Source organism: Mycobacterium gordonae, assembly GCF_002101675.1.
Lineage (GTDB): Bacteria > Actinomycetota > Actinomycetes > Mycobacteriales > Mycobacteriaceae > Mycobacterium > Mycobacterium gordonae.
In genome coordinates this window covers 1-21,110 of the sequence record NZ_LQOY01000092.1, presented here as the reverse complement: position 1 = coordinate 21,110, position 21,110 = coordinate 1, and the positions used below count along the sequence as shown (strand labels likewise).

Annotated in this window: 16 protein-coding genes and 1 pseudogene; 5 read left to right on the top strand and 12 right to left on the bottom strand. The window is 68.6% G+C overall.

Annotation, left to right across the window (positions count from 1 at the left end; all coding sequences use genetic code 11):
- Nucleotides 1-4: 4 nt before the first annotated feature.
- The 3 genes from glpX (at nucleotide 5) to AWC08_RS15225 (ending at nucleotide 3,702) form a co-directional block, all read left to right on the top strand.
- A complete protein-coding gene (gene glpX, locus AWC08_RS15235; RefSeq protein WP_065136988.1) occupies nucleotides 5-1,081 on the top strand; it encodes a class II fructose-bisphosphatase in 1,077 nt (358 codons plus the stop codon).
- A gap of 26 nt (nucleotides 1,082-1,107) precedes the next feature.
- Nucleotides 1,108-2,523 carry a class II fumarate hydratase gene (locus tag AWC08_RS15230; RefSeq protein ID WP_069434338.1) on the top strand — a complete coding sequence of 472 codons (1,416 nt, stop codon included), beginning with the start codon at nucleotides 1,108-1,110 and terminating at the stop codon, nucleotides 2,521-2,523.
- Between the two features lie 96 nt (nucleotides 2,524-2,619).
- Nucleotides 2,620-3,702 (top strand): hypothetical protein, encoded by a 1,083-nt coding sequence (locus tag AWC08_RS15225; RefSeq protein WP_069434337.1) that lies wholly within the window; start codon nucleotides 2,620-2,622, stop codon nucleotides 3,700-3,702.
- Here the strand turns inward: AWC08_RS15225 and AWC08_RS15220 are convergent.
- From AWC08_RS15220 to glyA, 5 genes are all read right to left on the bottom strand, one after another.
- Complete coding sequence (locus tag AWC08_RS15220) at nucleotides 3,671-5,131, bottom strand: adenylate/guanylate cyclase domain-containing protein (RefSeq protein ID WP_069434344.1); 1,461 nt, start codon at nucleotides 5,129-5,131, stop codon at nucleotides 3,671-3,673. The two genes, AWC08_RS15225 and AWC08_RS15220, sit on opposite strands and share 32 nt — an antisense overlap.
- A 52-nt stretch (nucleotides 5,132-5,183) precedes the next feature.
- Nucleotides 5,184-6,059, bottom strand: coding sequence for a polysaccharide deacetylase family protein (locus AWC08_RS15215; protein WP_065136991.1), 876 nt, complete (start codon nucleotides 6,057-6,059; stop codon nucleotides 5,184-5,186).
- A 140-nt stretch (nucleotides 6,060-6,199) separates the two neighbouring features.
- Nucleotides 6,200-7,501, bottom strand: coding sequence for a PhoH family protein (locus AWC08_RS15210; protein ID WP_065136992.1), 1,302 nt, complete (start codon nucleotides 7,499-7,501; stop codon nucleotides 6,200-6,202).
- A 241-nt stretch (nucleotides 7,502-7,742) separates the two neighbouring features.
- Nucleotides 7,743-8,570, bottom strand: a complete 828-nt coding sequence (locus AWC08_RS15205; RefSeq protein WP_065136993.1) for an acyl-ACP desaturase — start codon at nucleotides 8,568-8,570, stop codon at nucleotides 7,743-7,745.
- A 132-nt stretch (nucleotides 8,571-8,702) separates the two neighbouring features.
- The gene (glyA, locus tag AWC08_RS15200) at nucleotides 8,703-9,983 is read right to left on the bottom strand and encodes a serine hydroxymethyltransferase (protein ID WP_065136994.1); all 1,281 of its coding nucleotides are present in this window, start codon (nucleotides 9,981-9,983) and stop codon (nucleotides 8,703-8,705) included.
- 134 nt (nucleotides 9,984-10,117) lie between these two features.
- Between glyA and coaA the strand changes: the two genes are divergently transcribed.
- Nucleotides 10,118-11,056: a type I pantothenate kinase gene (coaA, locus tag AWC08_RS15195; RefSeq protein ID WP_069435434.1), complete on the top strand. Its 939-nt coding sequence runs from the start codon at nucleotides 10,118-10,120 to the stop codon at nucleotides 11,054-11,056.
- A 7-nt stretch (nucleotides 11,057-11,063) separates the two neighbouring features.
- On the opposite strand, the gene AWC08_RS15190 is transcribed toward coaA, so the two are convergent.
- Together AWC08_RS15190 and AWC08_RS15185 are read right to left on the bottom strand one after the other, a co-directional pair.
- Nucleotides 11,064-12,752, bottom strand: coding sequence for a PE family protein (locus AWC08_RS15190; protein WP_069435435.1), 1,689 nt, complete (start codon nucleotides 12,750-12,752; stop codon nucleotides 11,064-11,066).
- A 218-nt stretch (nucleotides 12,753-12,970) separates the two neighbouring features.
- Nucleotides 12,971-14,770, bottom strand: coding sequence for a PE family protein (locus AWC08_RS15185; RefSeq protein ID WP_085087951.1), 1,800 nt, complete (start codon nucleotides 14,768-14,770; stop codon nucleotides 12,971-12,973).
- Nucleotides 14,771-14,995: 225 nt separating this feature from the next.
- On the opposite strand from AWC08_RS15185, the gene AWC08_RS15180 reads away from it, so the two are divergent.
- Complete coding sequence (locus AWC08_RS15180) at nucleotides 14,996-16,564, top strand: FAD-dependent monooxygenase (RefSeq protein WP_065137243.1); 1,569 nt, start codon at nucleotides 14,996-14,998, stop codon at nucleotides 16,562-16,564.
- Between the two features lie 365 nt (nucleotides 16,565-16,929).
- Here AWC08_RS15180 and AWC08_RS15175 read toward each other — a convergent pair whose 3' ends face one another.
- From AWC08_RS15175 to AWC08_RS15155, 5 genes and pseudogenes are all read right to left on the bottom strand, one after another.
- Nucleotides 16,930-17,343: a hypothetical protein gene (locus tag AWC08_RS15175; protein WP_065137239.1), complete on the bottom strand. Its 414-nt coding sequence runs from the start codon at nucleotides 17,341-17,343 to the stop codon at nucleotides 16,930-16,932.
- Between the two features lie 149 nt (nucleotides 17,344-17,492).
- Nucleotides 17,493-18,587: a methyltransferase gene (locus AWC08_RS15170; protein WP_069434978.1), complete on the bottom strand. Its 1,095-nt coding sequence runs from the start codon at nucleotides 18,585-18,587 to the stop codon at nucleotides 17,493-17,495.
- Between the two features lie 37 nt (nucleotides 18,588-18,624).
- Nucleotides 18,625-19,995 carry a hypothetical protein gene (locus tag AWC08_RS15165; protein WP_069434979.1) on the bottom strand — a complete coding sequence of 457 codons (1,371 nt, stop codon included), beginning with the start codon at nucleotides 19,993-19,995 and terminating at the stop codon, nucleotides 18,625-18,627.
- 20 nt (nucleotides 19,996-20,015) lie between these two features.
- A pseudogene (locus AWC08_RS38290) lies at nucleotides 20,016-20,123 on the bottom strand (2-isopropylmalate synthase); the annotation flags it as partial.
- Nucleotides 20,124-20,281: 158 nt separating this feature from the next.
- Nucleotides 20,282-21,110, bottom strand: an 829-nt coding sequence (locus tag AWC08_RS15155; RefSeq protein ID WP_085087948.1) for a pentapeptide repeat-containing protein, incomplete at its 5' end; no start/stop codon positions are given.

The following is a 21,110-nucleotide window of genomic DNA, read 5'->3' as shown; positions in this document are numbered from 1 at the left end:
AACCATGACTGCAGAGGGATCCGGCTCGTCGCCGACCGTTGCGAGCCCGTCGCACGCCCGACCGCGTGGCGAGGCACCCGACCGCAACCTGGCTCTGGAGCTCGTGCGCGTCACCGAGGCCGGCGCGATGGCCGCGGGTCGCTGGGTAGGCCGGGGCGACAAGGAGGGGGGCGACGGCGCGGCCGTCGATGCCATCCGCGAGCTGGTCAACTCGGTGTCGATGCGCGGCGTGGTGGTCATCGGTGAAGGCGAGAAGGACGAAGCGCCGATGCTCTACAACGGCGAGGAAGTCGGCAACGGCGACGGCCCGGACTGCGACTTCGCCGTGGACCCGATCGACGGCACCACTCTGATGAGCAAGGGCATGCCCAACGCGATCTCGGTGCTGGCCGTGGCCGACCGCGGTGCCATGTTCGACCCGTCGGCGGTGTTCTACATGAACAAGATCGCCGTCGGACCCGACGCGGCCCACGTGCTGGACATCACCGCGCCGATCGCCGAGAACGTCCGCGCGGTAGCGCGGGTCAAGGAACTGTCGGTACGCGACATGACCGTGTGCATCCTGGACCGGCCGCGGCACGCCCAGCTGATCGCCGACGTCCGCGCCACCGGCGCGCGGATCCGGCTGATCACCGACGGCGACGTCGCCGGCGCCATCTCGGCGTGCCGTCCGGGTTCGGGCACCGACATGCTGGCCGGCATCGGTGGAACCCCAGAGGGCATCATCACCGCCGCGGCGATCCGGTGCATGGGAGGGGCCATCCAGGCCCAGCTGGCACCCAAGGACGACGCCGAGCGGCAGAAGGCGCTTGACGCTGGTCACGACGTCGAGCGGGTGCTGACCACCACCGATCTGGTATCGGGCGAGAACGTCTTCTTCTGCGCCACCGGTGTGACCGACGGCGACCTGCTCAAGGGCGTCCGCTACTACCCCGGCGGCTGTACCACCCAGTCGATCGTGATGCGGTCCAAGTCGGGCACCGTGCGCATGATCGAGGCCTACCACCGGCTGTCAAAGCTCAACGAGTACTCGGCGATCGACTTCACCGGCGACAGCAACGCCGCCTATCCCCTACCCTGACACCCCCACCAGCAAGGATCTGATCTATGGCCGACTCAGTCGTTCAGGAAGCCGAATACCGCATCGAACACGACACCATGGGCGAGGTCCGGGTGCCGGTGAACGCGTTGTGGCGTGCGCAAACTCAGCGGGCGGTGGAGAACTTCCCGATCTCGGGCCGGGGTTTGGAGCGCACCCAGATCCGCGCGCTCGGTCTGCTGAAAGGCGCTTGCGCGCAGGTCAACAAGGACCTCGGGCTGCTGGACCCGGAGAAGGCCGACGCGATCATCGCCGCGGCCGCCGAGATCGCCGACGGCAAGCACGACGACCAGTTCCCGATCGACGTCTTCCAGACGGGTTCGGGCACCAGCTCGAACATGAACACCAACGAGGTGATCGCGTCGATCGCGGCCGCCAACGGGGTTAAGGTCCACCCCAACGACGACGTCAACATGTCGCAGTCGTCCAACGACACCTTCCCGACCGCCACCCACATCGCCGCCACCGAGGCCGCGGTCCGTCATCTCATCCCGGCGCTCGAGGTGCTGCAGGGCGCGTTGTCCGCGAAGGCACTCGAGTGGCAGACGGTGGTCAAATCCGGACGCACGCACCTGATGGACGCCGTTCCGGTGACCCTGGGCCAGGAGTTCAGCGGATACGCCCGCCAGATCGAAGCCGGCATCGAGCGGGTGCGCTCCACCCTGCCCCGCCTGGGTGAACTGGCGATCGGCGGCACCGCGGTCGGCACCGGCCTCAACGCTCCCGAGGGCTTCGGCGTCCGCGTGGTCGCGGTGCTGGTCGAGTCGACGGGGTTGTCCGAATTGCGCACGGCGACAAACTCTTTCGAGGCCCAGGCGGCCCGCGACGGGCTGGTCGAGGCGTCCGGCGCGCTGCGCACCATCGCGGTGTCACTGACCAAGATCGCCAATGACATCCGCTGGATGGGGTCCGGCCCGCTGACCGGCCTGGCCGAAATCCAGTTGCCGGATCTGCAGCCGGGCAGCTCGATCATGCCGGGCAAGGTGAATCCGGTTCTGCCCGAGGCGGTTACTCAGGTGGCCGCGCAGGTGATCGGCAACGACGCCGCGGTCGCCTGGGGTGGCGCCGCGGGTGCTTTCGAGCTCAATGTCTACATCCCGATGATGGCCCGCAACATCCTGGAGTCGTTCAAGCTGTTGACCAACGTGTCAAAGCTGTTCGCGGACCGGTGCATAACGGGACTGGTCGCCAATGTCGAGCACCTGCGCGAGCTGGCCGAGTCCTCGCCTTCTATCGTGACGCCGCTGAACTCGGCGATCGGGTACGAGGAGGCCGCCGCGGTGGCCAAGCAGGCACTCAAGGAACGCAAGACGATCCGCCAGACCGTCATCGATCGGGGTCTGATCGGCGACAAATTGTCCGAAGAGGAACTGGACCGTCGCCTCGACGTGCTGGCGATGGCCAAGGTCGAACCCGTCGAGTAGGTCTGGTTACGGCGAGCCGCAGGTACCCTGCGGTGGACGCGGTTGTGTGGCTAGCTCAGCGTAGAGGCGGCCGGTGAGAGTAAGGGTGATTCAGTAATGACGGTTCCCCCCGGCGGTCCCTACGGACAGGATCCCTACGGTCAGGATCCATATGGAGCCAACCCGTATGGGCAACAACCGTATTGGGGCGGTCAGCCCCAGGGGCAGCCGCAGGGCCCGCCACCCGGTCAGCCGCAGGGCCCGCCAGCAGGCTCGTACCCCTACCCGCCGCCCGGCGGCCAGTACCCCCCGGGCACCGACCCCTACGGCGCCTCCGGCGGCCAGTATCCCCCGGGCGCCGACCCCTACGGCGCCCCCGGCGGCCAATATCCCCCGGGCACCGACCCCTATGGCTACCCGCCTCAGCAATACGGTCCGCCCGGACAGCCTGGCTGGCAGCCGGGGGGCTACCCGCCCGGTCCCCCGCCGTCGAATTCGAAGCTGCCGTGGCTGATCGTCGCCGGCATCGCTGTGCTGGGTGCCATCGTGCTCGTGGTAATCCTGGTGGTGTCCCTCCAAGGCAACGGAAACGAGTCTCCGACGGCCGGCCCGTCCGGGACGACGAGCGCCGGGACCTCGGCACCCGACACGTCGATGCAGACCGCTACCGACTGCACACCCAACGTCTCCGGCGGTAACAAGCCCACCGGCGACACGGTTTCGGCCGGCAAACTGTCCTTCCCCGCAAGCGTGGCGCCGGGCTGGCAGCCGTATGTGGACGACCAGAATCCGAACTTGATCGACGCCGTCGGCCTGGGCGCGGAGGTGCCTAACGCGAGTCAATGGATGATGCAGGTCGAGGTCGCCGTCACCAATTTCGTGACCAGCATGGACGTCAACGCGCAGGCATCAAAGTTGATGGACTGCGTGGCAAACGGCCCCGGCTATATTCAGAACAACCCCACCCTGGGCCCGAAGAAGACGTCGTCGACGACGGTGGACGGAGTCAAGGCCGCCCGGGTGGACGCCGACGTCACGATCGCCGACACCACCCGCGGCGTGAAGGGTGACACGGTGACGATCATCGCGGTCGACACCAAACCGGTCACCATCTTCTTGGGCGCGACAGCTATCGGAGACAAAGGCTCGGCGGCCATCGTCGACAAAGTCATTGCCTCGCTGAAGGTTTCGAAAAAGTAGCCGGCGTCCAGACATGTGTCGGCTCGCTCCGACCGCGCAATACGGTCGAATAGCACTCGTCCCAGCGGCCGCGCTCGGCCGGCTGCGCGCGGTCAATTGCCGCTCCTGAAGCCAGGATTCGATTTTCAGAGGTTTTGGCGAGGTCGGCCAGCCGGGCGGCTTCGTTGACCGCGTCACCGATCACCGTGTATTCGTAACGGTTTTCGGCCCCGATGTTGCCGGCGAAGACCCGACCGGCCGAGACCCCGATGCCGAAGTCCACCATGGGTAGCAGACGCAGCTTGTCGCCCAGGGCACGCGCGGTGGCCAGTGCCGCCGCCGCCGGTTCGCCGGTCCGCAGCGGCGCGCCGAAGATGACGAGTGCCGCATCACCCTCGAATTTGTTGATCAGTCCCTGAAATTCGTCGACTGTGCCCACGACGATGCGGAAGAAATCGTTGAGAACTGCGGCAACTTCCTGCGGCGGAAGGTTCTGGGTGAGCTTGGTGGAACCCACCAGGTCGATGTAGAGGACGGCGGCTTCCACCACATCACCGGACAGCGTGGCGCCTTCCTCCAAAGCCCGGCGCGCGACGTGGGAGCCGACGTGGCGGCCGAACAGATCGCGGATGCGGTCCCGTTCCTCGAGGCCGGTGACCATGCGGTTGAAGCCGCTTTGCAGGCGCCCGATCTGGGATCGCTCGTACACCCCGACGTGGGTGTGGATGTGGCCGCGCTCGACCTCGGCCATCGCGTCGGCGACGTCAGACACCGGATCAGATATCGACCGAGACGTCAGGATCATCAACGGCATGCCCAGCAGCAGCGCCGCCAGCGACACCACCAGGATCGGCACGTCCAGCGAGTTGTTCTGTTCGACCAGCCAGCCCGTGGAGCGCATCGCTACGAATGCGGTGATCACGCCGAGTGGTAATGCACTGCACAGGAACCACAGCAGCATCAGTCGCGCGAAGACGCCCGGCACCGTCAGTCGCGGCTCGCAACCGCGGGTGGCCGCGCTCATGATCGGTCGCAGGGTGCGCTGTGCGAGCAGCAGACCCGTGCCGGCGGCCGCCGCGCCGCCGATCAGCACGCCTAGCGAGATCGGCACCGTGACCGCGGCCCCGCCGTCGGTGTTGGCCAGGACGACGATCACGCCGCACACGGCCCACGTCGCCGCCAGCAGAGCCGACTGCCGACCGGCGAGTTTCATCGCCGCATCGCGTTGTTGCGGCGTCGGCTGGTTGCCGGCGGTGTACCAGCGCAGGGTGGGTGCCAGGATCATGGGCCCGATGACCGCGACCGATATGGTCCCCAGCACGATCAACAGCGCCACCAGGCCGGTGTTCTTCTCGGCGAAGTCGGCGTTGGCCACGGCCGGGCTGTGGCCTCTCATCGGGATCAGGATCGCGGCGGTATCTGCTACCGCGATGACGTACGCCAGGGCCAGGTCGGTGCCGTATTGGATCGACAGCCGCAGAGCAGACTTCGGCGCTGCTGCCCTAGGCACCGTTATTCGGCCCGCCCGAATTCTGTCCGGGTATGTCGGTGATCGGTAAGTTTGGCATCGGCTTGGGCGACGGGGTGTTGGGCAGTGCCGGGATGTCACCGGGCGGAATATCGTGTAGCTCGTTGACGGGCGGCCCGTTGTCCCGGCCGCCGTAGCTACTGCCGGGTGCCCGTGGTCCCAGCAGTTCGCTGACCGTCACCAGGCGGTAGCCGTTGGCCTTGAGCACCGGGATGAACTGGTAGACCAGGTCGACGGTGCTCGAGTAGGTGTCATGAAACAACACGACCGATCCCGGCTTGATCTGCGCCATCAACACCTGCCGGGTCGCCGCGGTGTTGGAGTCGTTCGCCCAGTCGAAAGGAATGACGTCCCAGAGGATTTCGGCGAGGCCGAAGTTGCCGGCCGCCTGCCGGACAGCCGCGTTGGAGAGCCCGCCGGCGGGCCGGTACAGCGAGGGCTTGCGGCCGGTTGCGGCGACGATCGCGTCGTTGGCCCGGGAGAACTGCGCGGCAATGTCCTCCGGCGGAATGGTGGTCATGTTGGGGTGTTCCCAGGTGTGGCTGCCGAGCTCCATGCCGGCGTCCACGACCCGTTTGGCGCCGGCCGGATTCGCCGCCACCTTGTTGCCGATCTGGAAGAACGTCGCTTTGGCGTCGTTGTCTTTCAGGATCTGAAGCAGCCGGTCGGTGTAGGGGCTGGGACCGTCGTCGAAGGTCAGCGCGACACACTTGACCGCGGCGCAACTCTGGTTGTCGGCGCGGGTGACGTGGCCGGTCAGACCGCCGATCACCAGCACCCCGGCCGCGACCACGACGCCGAGAACCATGCGCCAGTAGCGCCAAGCCTGATTGTCGGGTCGTTTCGGCACCAGGGAAGTTTACCGAACATCACGCGCCCAACCGCGCCGTCGACCCTGCGGTGACGGCGTTGATCCTGCGTACAGGGTGCGATCCGCGCGATTTATCCGCCCTGGGCGCAGGATCAGACGGCAGAGACGCCGGGGCGCCTCTAGTGCGGCCCGGCGATTTCCTCGAGCATCTCGGTGACCAGCGCGGCGATCGGCGACCGCTCGCTGCGCAGCAGCGTGATGTGGGCGAACAGCGGGTGACCCTTGAGCTTCTCGATCACCGCGGCCACCCCGTCGTGCCGGCCGACCCGCAGGTTGTCGCGCTGCGCAATGTCGTGCGTCAGCACCACCCGCGAACCCGTGCCCAGCCGCGACAGCACCGTCAGCAACACATTGCGCTCCAGGGACTGGGCTTCGTCGACGATGACGAAGGAGTCGTGCAGCGACCGGCCGCGGATGTGGGTCAGCGGCAGCACTTCGAGCATGCCCCGGGACAGCACCTCGTCCAGCACGGCCGGGCTGGCCAGTCCTTCGAGGGTGTCGAAGACAGCCTGGGCCCAGGGGCCCATCTTGTCGCTCTCGCTGCCGGGCAGGTAACCAAGCTCTTGGCCGCCGACGGCGTACAGCGGGCGGAAAACCACCACCTTGCGCTGGGTGCGGCGTTCCAGCACCGCTTCCAGTCCGGCACACAGCGCCAGAGCCGACTTCCCGGTGCCGGCCTTGCCGCCCAGCGACACGATGCCCACCGATTCGTCGAGCAGCAGATCCAGAGCAACCCGCTGCTCGGCGGAGCGACCCCGCAGGCCGAACACCTCGCGGTCGCCGCGGACCAGCTGGACGCGCTTGGCGGGGGTGACCCGGCCCAGTGCGTGCGAGCTTCCACCCAGCAAGCGAATGCCGGTGTGGCACGGCAGGTCCCGAGCCTCGGCCAGGTCGATCTCACCGTCGGCGAACAGCGCCGCGATGTCGTCAGGGGCCGTCTCGATCTCGTGCATGCCGGACCAGCCGGAGGCGACGACGTCCTGCGCGTGGTATTCGTCGGCGGCCAAGCCGACGGCGGCGGCCTTGACCCGCAGCGGAATGTCCTTGCTCACCAACGTCACCCGCTTACCCTCGGCGGCGAGGTTGGCGGCGCAGCTCAAGATTCGCGAGTCGTTGCTGTCGGTCCGGAAGCCGGCGGGCAGCACCGACGGGTCGGTGTGGTTCAGCTCGACATGCAGCGAACCGCCCTGTGTCCCAACCGGAATGGGCTGGTCGAGCCGGCCGTGTTCCAGCCGCAGATCGTCGAACAGGCGCAGCGCCTGACGCGCGAACCAGCCCAGCTCATGGTGGTGGCGCTTGGCTTCCAGTTCGCTGATCACCACCAGCGGAACCACCACCTGGTGCTCGGCGAACCGGCTGCATGCCCACGGGTCAGACAGCAGTACGGAGGTGTCGAGCACGTACGTCCGGGTTTGGGTCACGGGGCGCTCCTCGAGCGAATGACGCTCGGGCGGACCCACGCGAGCGTGTCGGCGGGGGCCGCGGCACCAGGACCGGGGCCGGTCCTGCCGTTGGAGTGACGGAAGGTGCCGCCCTGGCAGCAGAGCAGATCGCTGGCCATCACCGGCGACGCTACTCCGGTGGCCACACCCCCGCAGTGCAGGCGCGCCGAGACGCTATCGAGACACGCAAACGCAACAAATGTGCGTGGGCTAGTCCGCGCTAGTCGGTGACGAACCGCTGCAACGCGGGCTCGTCAGCCAGACCCCACGCGGTGATGCGCTCCGAGATCACCTGCTGCAGCTGGGCGCGGTCGAAGATGCCGGCCTCCGCCACCGCCTGCAGCTTGTCCTGGTAGGCGTCGATGTCGGCGCCGGGAACGTCGAGATCGGCGGCCCGGGCGGCGATGGCCTCGATCACCTCGTCGCGGGAGTAGTCCAGCAGGTGGGTGATCAGGTTGGCGAAGAACTCCTCGTGCCGCGCTTCGTCTCGCGCGATCCGGTCCACCAGTCCGGCCAGGATCGGTTCCTCGATCTGCGCGGCGAGATTGCGGCAGAACGTGCCGTAGGTGCGCTCGGAGAAGGTCATGTAGACCAGGGTGTCGATCTGCGAGTACTTCTCGGTGCGGTAGCCCTTCATCACGTACTGGACGCGGGCGTCCTCATTCGCGGCCGGGTCAACCTCGCGGGTCACCACCAGGTAATCCCGCAGCGCGATGGCGTGCAGGTGCTCCTCGGCGGTCCAGCGGCCGATCCAGCGGCCCCAGTAGTCCTCGAGGATGAAGTGCTCGACGAACTCGCGGTGATGGGCCGCCAGATTGTCCTTGAGCAGCAGCATGACCTCACACGCGTCGGTGATCGGCCGCGGCAGGGTCGCCTGGGACGGGTCCCAGTCGCGCCCGCCGAGGAACGCGAAGTTCTCACCACGGTCGAACGGGACGTAGTCGTGGGCGAACCAGATCTCTTCGGTCGCGAGGTGGTGGGCCAGCAAGGACTCCACCACGGGCTCGAGTTCAAGCGTCAGCGCATTAGCGACAGGTTTCTGTGCCATGCGGTAACTGTAACCCGCATTCACAGGTTCTTTCAAATTTCCGTGGGCGTGTCGCGGCTCACCCTGGCGAGCAGACGCATAATCCCCCTTTCCGGGCCGGAAAAGGGGGATTATGCGTCTGCTCAGCCAGGTTCAGTGCCCGACAAGCCCCCAGTCCTCGATGCCCTCGTACAAGGGAAACTCCCTGGCCAACCGCGTAACGCGGGCACCCAGTTCGGTGACATCTGCCGCCGTGCCGGCGGCCAATGCGGTCGCGATGATGTCGGCAACCTCGGAGAATTCGGCGTCCCCGAAGCCGCGGGTCGTCAGCGCCGGTGTCCCGATCCGCAGACCCGACGTCACCATCGGCGGCCGGGGATCGTTCGGCACGGCGTTGCGGTTGACCGTGATGCCGATTTCGTGCAGCAGGTCCTCGGCGGCCTGGCCGTCCAACGGGGAGTTGCGCAGGTCGACCAGCACGAGGTGCACGTCGGTGCCGCCGCTGACCACCGAGACACCGGCCTTGGCGACGTCGTCGGCGAGCAACCGCTCGGCGATGATGCGCGCACCGGACAACGTGCGCTGCTGGCGCTCGGCGAACTCGGGCGTCGCGGCGATCTTCAGCGCGACGGCCTTGCCGGCGATCACGTGCATCAGCGGTCCGCCCTGCTGACCGGGGAACACCGCTGAATTGATGGACTTGGCGTACTCCTGCTTGCCCAGGATCATGCCGGACCGGCCGCCGCCGAGCGTCTTGTGAATCGTGGTGGAGACCACGTCGGCGTGCGGCACCGGCGAAGGATGCAGTCCTGCGGCGACCAGACCGGCGAAGTGCGCCATGTCGACCCACAGTTTGGCGTCCACCTCGTCGGCGATCGACCGGAACGCGGCGAAGTCGAGAATCCGGGGATAGGCGGACCAGCCGGCGATGATCACCTTGGGACGGAACTCCAGCGCCTGGGCCCGCACCACGTCCATGTCCACCAGGTGCGTGGTCGGATCCACGCCGTAGAAGGCGTTCTCGTACAACTTGCCGGAGAAGTTCAGCCGCATGCCGTGCGTCAGGTGGCCACCATTGGCCAGGTCGAGGCCGAGCAGCCGCTCGCCGGGCGACATCAGCGCGTGCAGCACCGCGGCGTTGGCCTGGGCGCCCGAGTGCGGCTGCACGTTGGCGAAGTCGGCGCCGAACAGCGCCTTGGCGCGGTCGCGGGCGATGTTCTCGACCACGTCGACGTGCTCGCAGCCGCCGTAATAGCGCCGCCCGGGCAGGCCCTCGGCGTACTTGTTGGTCAGCACGCTGCCCTGGGCCTGCAGGATCGAACGCGGTACGAAGTTCTCCGACGCGATCATCTCGAGCGTGTCGCGTTGCCGCCCGAGCTCCTTGCCCAACAGCTCGGCGATATCGGGGTCGACCTCTGCAAGCGGGGCGGACATAACGGACGAAGCGACGCGGGCGCCAGGAGTTGCAGTCACGGGCATCAGTCTATCGAGACGACGGTTTCGCAGCTGAATCGCGTTTTCGCCAGCCCCACCGTCAGCGCCCCCGTCGTTCCTGAGAGACTGGCACCATGCCGCGGCCGAGCGAGCCGAGCCCCTATGTCGAGTTCGACCGACGGCAATGGCGCGCGCTCCGCATGGCGACGCCGCTGGCCCTGACCGAAGAGGAACTGGTCGGTCTGCGTGGCCTCGGCGAACAGATCGACCTGCTGGAGGTCGAAGAGGTCTACCTGCCGCTTGCCCGGCTCATCCACCTTCAGGTGGCCGCGCGGCAGCGCCTGTTCGCCGCCACCGCGGAGTTCCTCGGCGAGCCGCAGCAAAACCCGGACCGCCCGGTGCCGTTCATCATCGGCGTGGCGGGCAGCGTGGCCGTCGGCAAATCGACCACCGCGCGCGTGCTGCAGGCGCTGCTGGCCCGCTGGGATCACCACCCCCGGGTGGACCTGGTGACCACCGACGGTTTTCTCTACCCCAACGCGGAACTTGAACGACGAAACCTCATGCACCGCAAGGGTTTTCCCGAGAGTTACAACCGCCGGGCGCTGATGCGGTTCGTCACCTCGGTGAAGTCGGGATCGGACTACGCCTGCGCGCCGGTGTATTCACATCTGCGCTACGACATCATTCCCGGCGCCAAGCACGTGGTCCGGCATCCCGACATCCTGATCCTGGAGGGGCTGAACGTTCTGCAAACCGGTCCGACGCTGATGGTGTCGGACCTGTTCGACTTCTCGCTCTATGTGGACGCGCGGATCGAGGACATCGAGCAGTGGTACGTGTCGCGGTTCCTGGCGATGCGCAGTACGTCGTTCGCCAACCCCGAATCGCATTTCCACCACTACTCGGCCCTGTCCGACCCCCAGGCAGTGGTCGCGGCACGGGAGATCTGGCGCTCGATCAACCGGCCCAACCTGGTCGAGAACATCCTGCCGACGCGGCCCCGGGCCACCCTGGTACTACGCAAAGACGCCGATCACTCGATCAACCGGCTGAGGCTGCGCAAGCTGTAGGCGCGGATCAGCCGTGGGCCCCGGACTGGCCGAACAAGATGCCGGCAAGACCGCCGCCGGCGCCGACGCCGGCTTTACCCGGGTTGGTGAAGGCCCCGGTCGGACCACCTGCCCCACCGGCACCACCGTTGCCGATCAATCTGGCGTTGCCGCCGGCCCCGCCGTCACCACCGTCGCCAGCCGTGCCGCCGGTGAAGTTGCCGCCGGCTCCACCGCCGCCACCGGCGCCGCCGTTGCCGTAGAACAGCCCGGAGACGCCGCCGATACCGCCGTTGCCGCCTCCGCCCGCGCTGACACCCGTGCCGAAGTTGGCGTTGCCACCGGTTCCGCCGAAGCCGCCGGCCCCGCCGTTGCCGAACAGCAGCCCGGCGTTCGCGCCGTCACCGCCGCGGCCGCCGATTCCGCCGGTGTTCGATGTCTCGCCGGCGCCGCCGTTTCCGCCGCTGCCGCCGTTGCCCCACAACCTGGAGACGCCGCCGTTTCCGCCGTTGCCCCCGGCGATCGCCTGGTTCGAATTAATGGCGCCGATCATGTTTCCGCCGGCCCCGCCGTTGCCGCCGTCGCCGAAGATCGCTACCCCGCCATTGCCGCCACGACCAGCGGCGAGGTTGTCCCCGTTACCGCCGCTCCCCCCTCCGCCGGCGTTGCCGAACAGCCCGGCGTTGCCACCGTCGCCACCGTTGGTACCGCCGGCGAACTGGGCGGCGACGCCGTTGCCGCCGGACCCGCCGTTGCCGTAGAGCAATCCGCCGTTGCCGCCGTGGCCGCCCGCGCCACCGTTGGTGCCGGTGCTGCCGGCGCCGCCGGACCCCCCGGCTCCCCCGTCACCGATCAGTCCGCCGTTTCCACCCGCACCGCCGATCCCGCCGAATGCGCTGGCGGCGCCGGCCACCCCGCCGGTCCCGCCCGCGCCACCGGGGCCGTACAGCCAGCCGCCGTTTCCGCCGGCCCCACCGGCGCCGGCGACGTATGCGGCACCGGTGCCACCCGCACCGCCGCTGCCGCCCTGGCCGCCGCTGCCCCACAAGCCTGCGCTTCCGCCGGCTCCACCGAATCCGCCCGGGCCGGCCTTGGAGAATGCCCCGGTCCCTGCACCGCCGCTGCCGCCGTTGCCGAACAGCCAGCCACCGCTGCCGCCAGCCCCGCCGTTCTGCCCGACACCGGGCGAGGTGTTGACACCACCATTACCGCCCGCACCGCCGTTGCCGATCAGACCGGCGTTGCCCCCGGCTCCGCCAGCCTGGTTGGATCCGCCGTTGCCCCCGGCGCCGCCGTTGCCATAGAGGATTCCGCCGTCGCCGCCGCGAATGCCGGGTCCGCCGTTGGCGCCGTCGCCGATCAGCGGCCGGTTGAACAGCGCCATCGTGGGCGCGTTGATGATCCCCAGTACGTCCTGCGGCAGGCTCTGGGCGGCGTTGAACGCCTCGGCGGCGGCGTAGGCTCCGCCGGTGCCCGTCATGGTCTGGACGAACTGCTGGTGAAACGCCGCCGCCTGAGCGTTCAGGGCCTGATATGTCTGGGCGTGCCCGTTGAACAGTGCTGCTATCGCGGCGGATATCTCGTCGGCGCCCGCGGCGGCAACCGCGGTGGTGGGAGCCGCGGCGGCGGCGGCGGCCTGGCTGAGCGTGGAGCCGATTCCCGCTATGTCGGACGCGGCCTGGGCCAGGAATTCCGGGGCGGCAACCACAAATGACATCGCTTGTCCTATCGCTGTCGTCGGCCCCCCGCGAAATCAATCGAAGTATGGGCTCTTCGCGCTGCAATCGTCGTGAATTCGACGGTTAACTAATGAACCCGTAGGAAGCTGTCGACCACCACAGGCAAAGTGCACACGTCAGCGACCGAGGGTGGGCACTTTGCACAGTCCGCAGGAGCCGCGGCGGCATCTGATGACACCGGCACGCAGAGCTGCCACTACCGGCCGTTGGCCCCGTTGCTACCGCTAGTGCCGCTCGCCCCCGGGCCCAGCGACTGCCCAGCGTTGCCGGGTGTGCTGCCTGAACCTACGGCGCCCGCGCTGCCGCCGGCGCCGGGAGTCCCGTGGACGCCTCCGGCGCCGCCGAGACCGCCGATACCCGCTGAGCCGAACAGACCACCGGCCCCGGCATTGCCGCCGGCGCCGCCGTTGCCCCCGTTGCCTGCGTCGCCACCTTGACCACCGTCTCCGGCGTCTCCACCCGCACCCAGGGTGCCGTTGGTGGTGGATCCGGTGCCGAGGGCTCCGCCGTTGCCGCCGTTGCCGCCCGTGCCGCCGACGTCGCCGTTGCCACCGATGCCCCCGACGCCGCCGAGGCCGCCGTTGCCGCCGTTGCCGAACAACCACCCGCCACGACCCCCGGCGCCCCCGGCGCCGCCGTGAGAGCCGCTGGTACCCGAGGCCCCGGTGCCGCCGGTGCCGCCGGACCCTCCGTTACCGCCGTTACCGCCCTGGGTGGTGAGCTGGCCGATGCCGTCGTTCGCACGGCTGCCGCCCGCGCCGCCGTTGCCACCGGCACCACCCGTCGCGCCGGTGCCACCCGTCCCGCCGTCACCGCCGTCACCGCCGGTGCCGCCCTTGCCGCCGATCCCGCCGGTGTGGCTGCCGTCGCCGCCGGCACCACCGGCTCCGCCCGCTGCGCCGGCCCCGCCGGTGCCACCCGTGCCGCCATGGCCGCCGCCGCCGCCGTTGGTCCCGATAGCACCCGCGCCGCCCGCACCACCCGCACCACCGGTCGCACCCAGACCACCGTCGCCGCCGTCCCCGCCCAGGCCGCCGGTGCCGCCGGGTGCGCCGCCGCCGCCGACGCCGCCCACTCCACCGGCGCCGCCCGTGCCGCCACCTTGTCCGGGCACCGTGCCGTCGATGCCGTTGCTGCCGGTCCCGCCGGTGCTCAACGGATTCAGAACCGTGTTGGACGGCTGACCTGGGCTACCAGGGCTTCCGTTGCCGGCCGGGGTGCCCGCGATCGTGCCGGGGTTGACACCGTTTAGACCGTTAACACCGGCACCGCCGGCCCCGCCCGCGCCGCCGGTTCCCCACAAGCCGGCCGCGCCGCCGAATCCACCGGCTCCGCCATTGCCGCTCTGGGTGGCGCCGAGGCCGCCCGCCCCGCCGGCGCCGCCGCTGCCACCGTTGCCGTACAGCCAGCCTCCGGACCCTCCGGCGCCGCCCACGCCGCCGATGCCGCCGGCATTCCCCGATCCGCCGGCCCCGCCGGCGCCGCCGTTACCGAGCAGTCCGGCAGCCCCGCCGGCACCGCCCGCCTGTCCGGTGCCGGCCGCCCCCGCGGCGCCGTTGCCGCCGTTGCCCCACAGCAGGCCGCCGGCCCCGCCGGCCCCGCCGGGTGTGGTCGCGTTGACGCCGTCGCCGATCAGCGGGCGACCCAACAGCAATTGGGTGGGTGCGTTGACGACGCCCAGCACCCCTTGCTCAAGCGCCTGCAGCGGCGACGCGTTCAACGCTTCTGCGGCCGCGTATGACTCGCCGGCACCCGTCATTGCCCGTACGAACTGCTGGTGGAATAGCGCTGCCCGAGCATTGACCGCTTGGTAGGTCTGGGCGTGCGCGCTGAACAGCGCGGCGATCGCCGCCGAGACCTCGTCGGCGCCGGCGGCCGCCAGGGCGGTCGTGGGGCCGGCGGCCGCGCTGCTGGCCTCGTTCAGCATCGAACCGACATTCGCCAGTTGGCTCGCGGCGTGCGCCACCGCGTCCGGTGCGGCTATCAGAAATGCCATCGCTGTCCTCCATCGGGTTCAGCCGGGGCCAGCGTCAGCTAGGGAAGCGCCAATCAGCAACGGGCCCAACATGTTTTGAGTCTTGCCAGCTTGCCGCGCGGACGTCGGGACGACATCGTGCAGAGTGCACAAACCCGCTTTGTCGCGAGGTGCACTTTGCACGGCCGCGCAACCGAACGTCGGCGATCCTTCGTGGGTTCGGTGTTCCGGAGTAAATTCCGGCCCGTGCCTGATGTGGTGATCGCGGGCGGCGGCCCGAACGGGCTGATGCTGGCCTGCGAACTCGGCCTGGCCGGCATCCGGCCGGTGCTGCTGGATAAGAGTCCCGGCCCCAACACGCAGCGGCGTGCCGCAGGCATCGTCGGCCAGGGAGTCCGGTTATTCGACCACCGCGGCCTGTACAACACACTTGCGGGGACAACGGAACCCCCGCAACCGGCGCCCGGCTCATTCTTCGCCGGCTTCGGATTCAGCTTCGCCGGTATTGCGCATCATCAGCTGTACACGTTGCGGGTGGAACAGCCGCGGCTGATCGAGGTGCTTGTCGCCGCGGCCCAAAACTATGACGTCGACTTTCGCTGGGGCCACGCCCTGAGCGGTTTCGAGCACGTCGACGACGGCGTCGTCGTATATGTCGCGGGTCCGGACGGCCCCTATGAGCTGTCAGCCGAGTACCTGGTCGGGGCCGACGGCGGTTCGAGTCTCACCCGCAAGCTGGCGGGCATCGGTTTCCCGGGGATGTCGTCGTACGACGTGACCGAGCACGTGTCGTTCGGGGTCCTGCCGCCCCTGGACTGGATTGATTCCGACACCGGAGCGCTGCACGTCCCTGGTTTCGGCGCCATCCCGCCACGGCAATACTTTCGCGCCGACCGGGGCATCTTCGGATGGGGTCTGAAGCTGACCGACCGTGCCGGGGCGTTCACGATCGAACTGGACAAGTCACCGAGCGAGAACCCCGACACGAGCGGCGATGACTCGCCCCCCAGCATCGCCCTGCAGGAGGCCAGCATCGAGCGCGTGCTCGGGGTACCCGTGCCGCTGCACCTCGAATGCGAAGACATGCCTGCTGATCTGCGTCGTTATCGCGGCGTGAACTCGCGGATCGCGTCCCGATACCGGGTGGGCCGGGTCATGCTGGTCGGTGACGCCGCGCATGTGCAGCCGCCCCTCGGTGGGCCCGGTCTCAATCTGGGTCTGCAGGACGCGGTGAATGTCGGCTGGAAGCTGGCAGCCGTGCTCGATGGGCGTGTCGGCGACGAGCTGCTGGACACCTACGAGCTGGAACGCCGGCCCGCCGCCGAGCGGGTACTCATGCACAGCCGCGCCCAGCTGGCACTTATCCGGCCGGGAGCGGAGGTCAGCGCCTTGCGAGAACTGTTCGGCGAATTGCTCGCGCTGCCGGAAGTCGTCCAGCACCTCGGGGACCTCGTGTCCGGTGCCGACGTGTGTTACGGCGCAGGCTCGGCGGACCATCCTTTGGTCGGACGCTGGGTGCCCGATTCGGCCGTGGCCGACTCCTGTGGAACGACCCGCTTCGCGGAACTCGCCCGCACCGGGAAGCCCCTGCTGATCGATCTCACCGAGCTGGGTTCGATGGCTGCCGCTGCCACCGCCATCGCAGACCGAATCGTCGTTGTCGCTGGGCGCCCGGTGGGTGAACTGTCGGCCACGGCGTTGTTGGTTCGCCCCGACGGCTATGTGGCCTGGGCGTCGTCGTCGCAGACGCCCGACTTGGACGAGCTCGATCGCGCACTCACGTCTTGGTTCGGCGTTGGCATGAAAAGCTCTTAAGTCCCCCGAATGGCGGACACCCGTTGTCCGCCGTTCGTACTACCCGAAATTCGTCCCGCCGCCCCCCGATCGGAGGACAACGCGGGCGCCCAAATCCGGGCATCGTGGTGTAGCTGGGCACTTCCGCTCGGCACCTCAATAGCGACGAGGAGGCACCTGATGAGCCACGAAGTTCTTTTCCAGGAAACGGACGCCGCATATGCGTGGGCGGTCTTTGTGGTCGACGACGTCGACGCCTGAGAACCGTGTCGGCCCTCTGGGGCCGGCACGGACCCGCAATTCGTTCCAACAGGTTCCAACAGGCCAAGCGGGGCCGCACACCGCAACGCTCAGGCGATGGCAACCCCGCTCGGCGGGAAGGGGAGTTACGCCGTGAGGCGGCGCACTCCCAGGTATTGCAGCCCGGCGAAGGCCAGGGTGTACAGGCCGCTGGCCAGGGTCGCGCCGACTCCGATCGACGTCATCGGCACCAGCTCCGCGGCGACGATCGCCGCGACCGTATAGACCAGGTTTGCCGCCACGACGCCCAGTCCCGCGCGACGCAGGTTCGGCAGCGCGGCCAGGCTGAACACCGCCAGTCCGTAGAGGACGAAGAAGGCGCCCATGCTGTATTCCTGGGCCGACGTCAATCCCGTCAGCCGCGACACCGGATCGGCGGCGACGGCGACGGCCAGCCCCATCACGCCGGTCAGGGTGGCGTCGGCGCGCATCGCGAAGCGAAGCAACGAGTCGTTGGAGTCGGATAGCGGGCGGGTGTGCGCACCGGAAATTGCGGTCATGTTCGGATCTCCTCGGGCTTGGGCGTTGGTTCGGGTCGAACACGTTTGACGGTGCCGTCCAGGCACTGCCAGATCGACACCTGGCGCTGCCAGTTACTGCCACGAACCCGCTGAGCAGGACTTTTGCTTTCGAGGTCGCCCGCTGCCGGTCAGACGGCCCGGGCCTCGACGACGCCGAACGGCGACGCGGTCTCCACCACTCGCGTCAGCTGGAAGCCGGCCTGCTGCAACAGCCGGCCGTACTCGGACTCGGTCCGCTCCCGGCCGTCGACCATCACCAGCATCTCCAGGTCGATCCACTTCGCCGGAATGTCGCGGTCGTGATCGGGGATCACCTGTTCCAACAGCAAGACATGACTGCCCGGTGCGGCGGCTTTGCGCACGTTGGCGAGAATGCGCACCGCCTCGTCGTCGGGCCAATCGTGAATGATGTTCTTCAGTACGTAGGCGTCGCCGCCTGCGGGTATGTCGTCGGTGAAGAAGGAGCCCGCGACGACGCGCACCCTGTCCTCGACGCCGTGCTCGCGCAGCTCCGCCGCGGCGCCGTCGACCACCTGGGGCTGGTCGAAGAGGACGCCGCGCGCCTGCGGCGCCGCCCGCAGGATGGCGGCCAGCAGTCGGCCGTGCCCCCCGCCGACGTCGACGATGGTGGAGTAGCCGCCGAAGTCGTACGCCGCGACCAGCGGCGCGATCGAGAGGTCCGACGTGCTGGTCATGGCGTTGTTAAAGATGTGGGCCAGTTCCGGCTCGTCGGCCAGGTAGTCGAAGAAGGGCTTGCCTCGCAGGTCCGGAACCACCGCGCGGCCCCTGCGGATGGCATGGGTCAGCCCGCTCCAGTGCTCTCGCTGTTGTGGAGCACCGACGAGTCGGGCCATGCCGGCCAGCGAGACCTCGGCGTCGCGGCGCAGCGCGTCCGCGAGCGGGTTGAGCTCGTATCGACCGTCACGGCGCTGACGGAAGATGCCCCGGCCGATCAAGGCGCGAAGCAGCCGACCGACGGCGTCCGGGTCGGCGCCGACGGCTGCCGCCAGTTCGTCGGCGGTCAACGGGCCGTCAGCGAGCGCATCCGCGATGCCCAGTTCGGCCGCCGCGGTGATCGCTTGAGCCGACCAGGCGTCCAGGATCAGTTCCATCATCGCGATCGGCGCCGGCACCATTTTCTGGTGCAGTCGGGCGAGCCGGTCGCGGACCACTTCGAGTGCTCGAACGACGCGGGCGGGCGGCAGTTTGTCCGGCACAGAGATCTCCGTCTGGTTGTGTTGGTGAGCGGGCTGGCCGGGATCAGTCGCTGGAAACGGTGACCCGCCCGCGTAGGTCGGCGGCGATCAGCCGCGCCGCCGCATTCTGCCAATTGTGCAATGACCGTTGCGGCACCTCGGTGACCAGCCACTGCCAGGCCTGCCGCGCCGTCGGATCCAAGCCGGCGGCGGTGGCGTTCTGGGCGTAGGCGCGCACGCCGACCACATAGGGGAAGTACAGCGAGTTGTAGTAGCGCCATTCCTCGGTGGTGCCGAAGTCGCCGCCGTCGCGGGGCTTGAGCCGGCCGATGCCGTCGGCGAGCACCGCCTTGAGTTCGTTGGCACGCTCCACCGGATGGTCGGGCGCGCCGCGGGCCGCGAGTCGCTCGTCGATCACCGGCAGCGCGGTCAGCGGGCTGGCGACCAGCTTGGTCAGGTCGCCGTAGTGACCGAGCGCCCGGCGGGTGAGCCGGACGAACGTGTCGTCGTCGACGTCGAGCAGTGGGCCCTCCGAGCGCAGCGGCAACGCCGCCTCCGCGCCGCGCAGCGCTGCCCGGTCGGCCCGAAGCTCGGGTGAGCGGGAGAAGGCCAACCGGTCCAGGATCCCGGCCAACGGGTCGGCCAGCACCTGCACCGTGATGGCCACCGCGAGGCTGGTGAACAGCAACACGGTCATCGCCGTCTGGGCCGTGGGATCGGTACGAGTCATCGCCAAACCGACCAGCGCCTGACCCCCGAACAACACCGACACCGCCGAACAGCCGACGAACGACCGCAGCATGTCGGCCCGCAACGCCTGTCCCTCGTCGAAGGCGTCCCAGACCGCCACGGCCACCCCGAGCAGCAGCACATCGAACCCCGTCGAGGCCAAGGCGAGCCAGCTCGGCACCAAACCCAGCGGGATGATCAGGATGGCATTGGCCAGCGCGAAGAACATTGTCGCAACGACAACGGCTCCGGTGACCGAGGTGGGGCCGCCGGGCCGCATCACCTTGGCGGCCATGGCCCCCAGGGTGGACACCGAGATGACGGCGAACATCAGCCAATGCCCGAGCCGAAGCGGCCCGTTGACGCTGCCGGCCACCGTCGCGGCCAGCAGCGTCAGCGCCGCGACACCGCCGACCAGGAGCACCTCGCCGGTTCGTCCCCGGGAACTGTCGGCTGGACGGGCCAGTTCGACGAGCACCGCGAACCACGCCACGCTGGGCACCGCAACCAGGTACACCTCGAGCTGGCTGAGCATCAGGGCATGCGTCGCGCTGGTGTTGCGCACCGCGTCCAAAGCCACCACCGACGCGAAGCCACAAAGCCCGATCGAGGCCAGCACGAGCACCGGCTTGCGCGGGTCGCGGGCCAGCAGATAGAGCCCGAGCCAACCGCTCAGCGTGAATACCACCGCCGACAGCGCAGCCATGGATCCAGTTTGTCATTAATTGAATGGTGCCGACCCGCTGCACCCGGCTCCGCCGCGCTTGCGATCGTCACGGGGTTGATCCGGCGCCGACCCGCTGCACCCGGCTCCGCCGCACTTGCGATCCTCACGGGGTTGATCGGCGCCGACCCGCTGCACCCGGCTCCGCCGCGCTTGCGATCCTCACGGGATTGAACTGGTGCCGACCCGCTGCACCCGGCTGCCGCCGCGCTTGCGATCGTCACGGGATTGAATTGGTGCCGACCCGCTGCAACCGGCTGCCGCCGGCCTATGCCGCTACGTGGTGGTGGTGACGAGGCTCGCCTGGATCGGCGACATGGCCGCCAGCGTCTGCTGCAGCGCGCTCAGCTGGCCGTTCCAGAAGCCGGAGACCTGGCTGCCGATGTTGCCGACGCCGGACATGATCGCCGCACCGTTGACTGGTGCTGGTGTTGGCGACACCGGAGATGGCGGTCCCGAGGTTCTGCCAGCCCGAGAGCAGCGAACCGGAGTTGTACCAGCCCGAGGTCAGCGCCCCGTTGGCGTTGGCGAAGCCCGAACTCAGATCGCTGGAGTTGAAGAAACCGGAGGTGCCGCTGGAATTCCCGTTGAAATACCCCGACGACACCGACCCCGCGGAGTTCCCGATACCCACCAGCCCCGGCACCGTGACGTTGAGCCGGCCCAGGAGCGTCATGTCGATGGGGATCCGTATGTCCGCCCCGACCATGAGGTCCTTCAGGACGATCGGGTTCACGACGATGGGGTCCATCACTGGGCTCTGAAGGATTCCTTCTACGTTGATAGTGAAAAGAACGGTAACCGACACGTCGACCGGGATGCCGAATTGAGGGATCGGTTGGATGGTGATCGGGTAGAAGAATCCGGTGACCGGGATCGCGACGTTGGTACCCGCCACGAGGTCGATCGGAATGGCCGGGAAATCGATCGGGATGGTGAAACCCTCCACCCCTTGGCTGTCGGCCAGGTGGAACGAGCCGAGGTTCATGTTGCCGGTGTTGAAGGAACCGGTGTTGAGATTGCCCGCGTTGGCGAAACCGGTGTTGATGCTGCCGCCGTTGAAGCTTCCGGTGTTGCGATCACCCGGGTTGGCATCA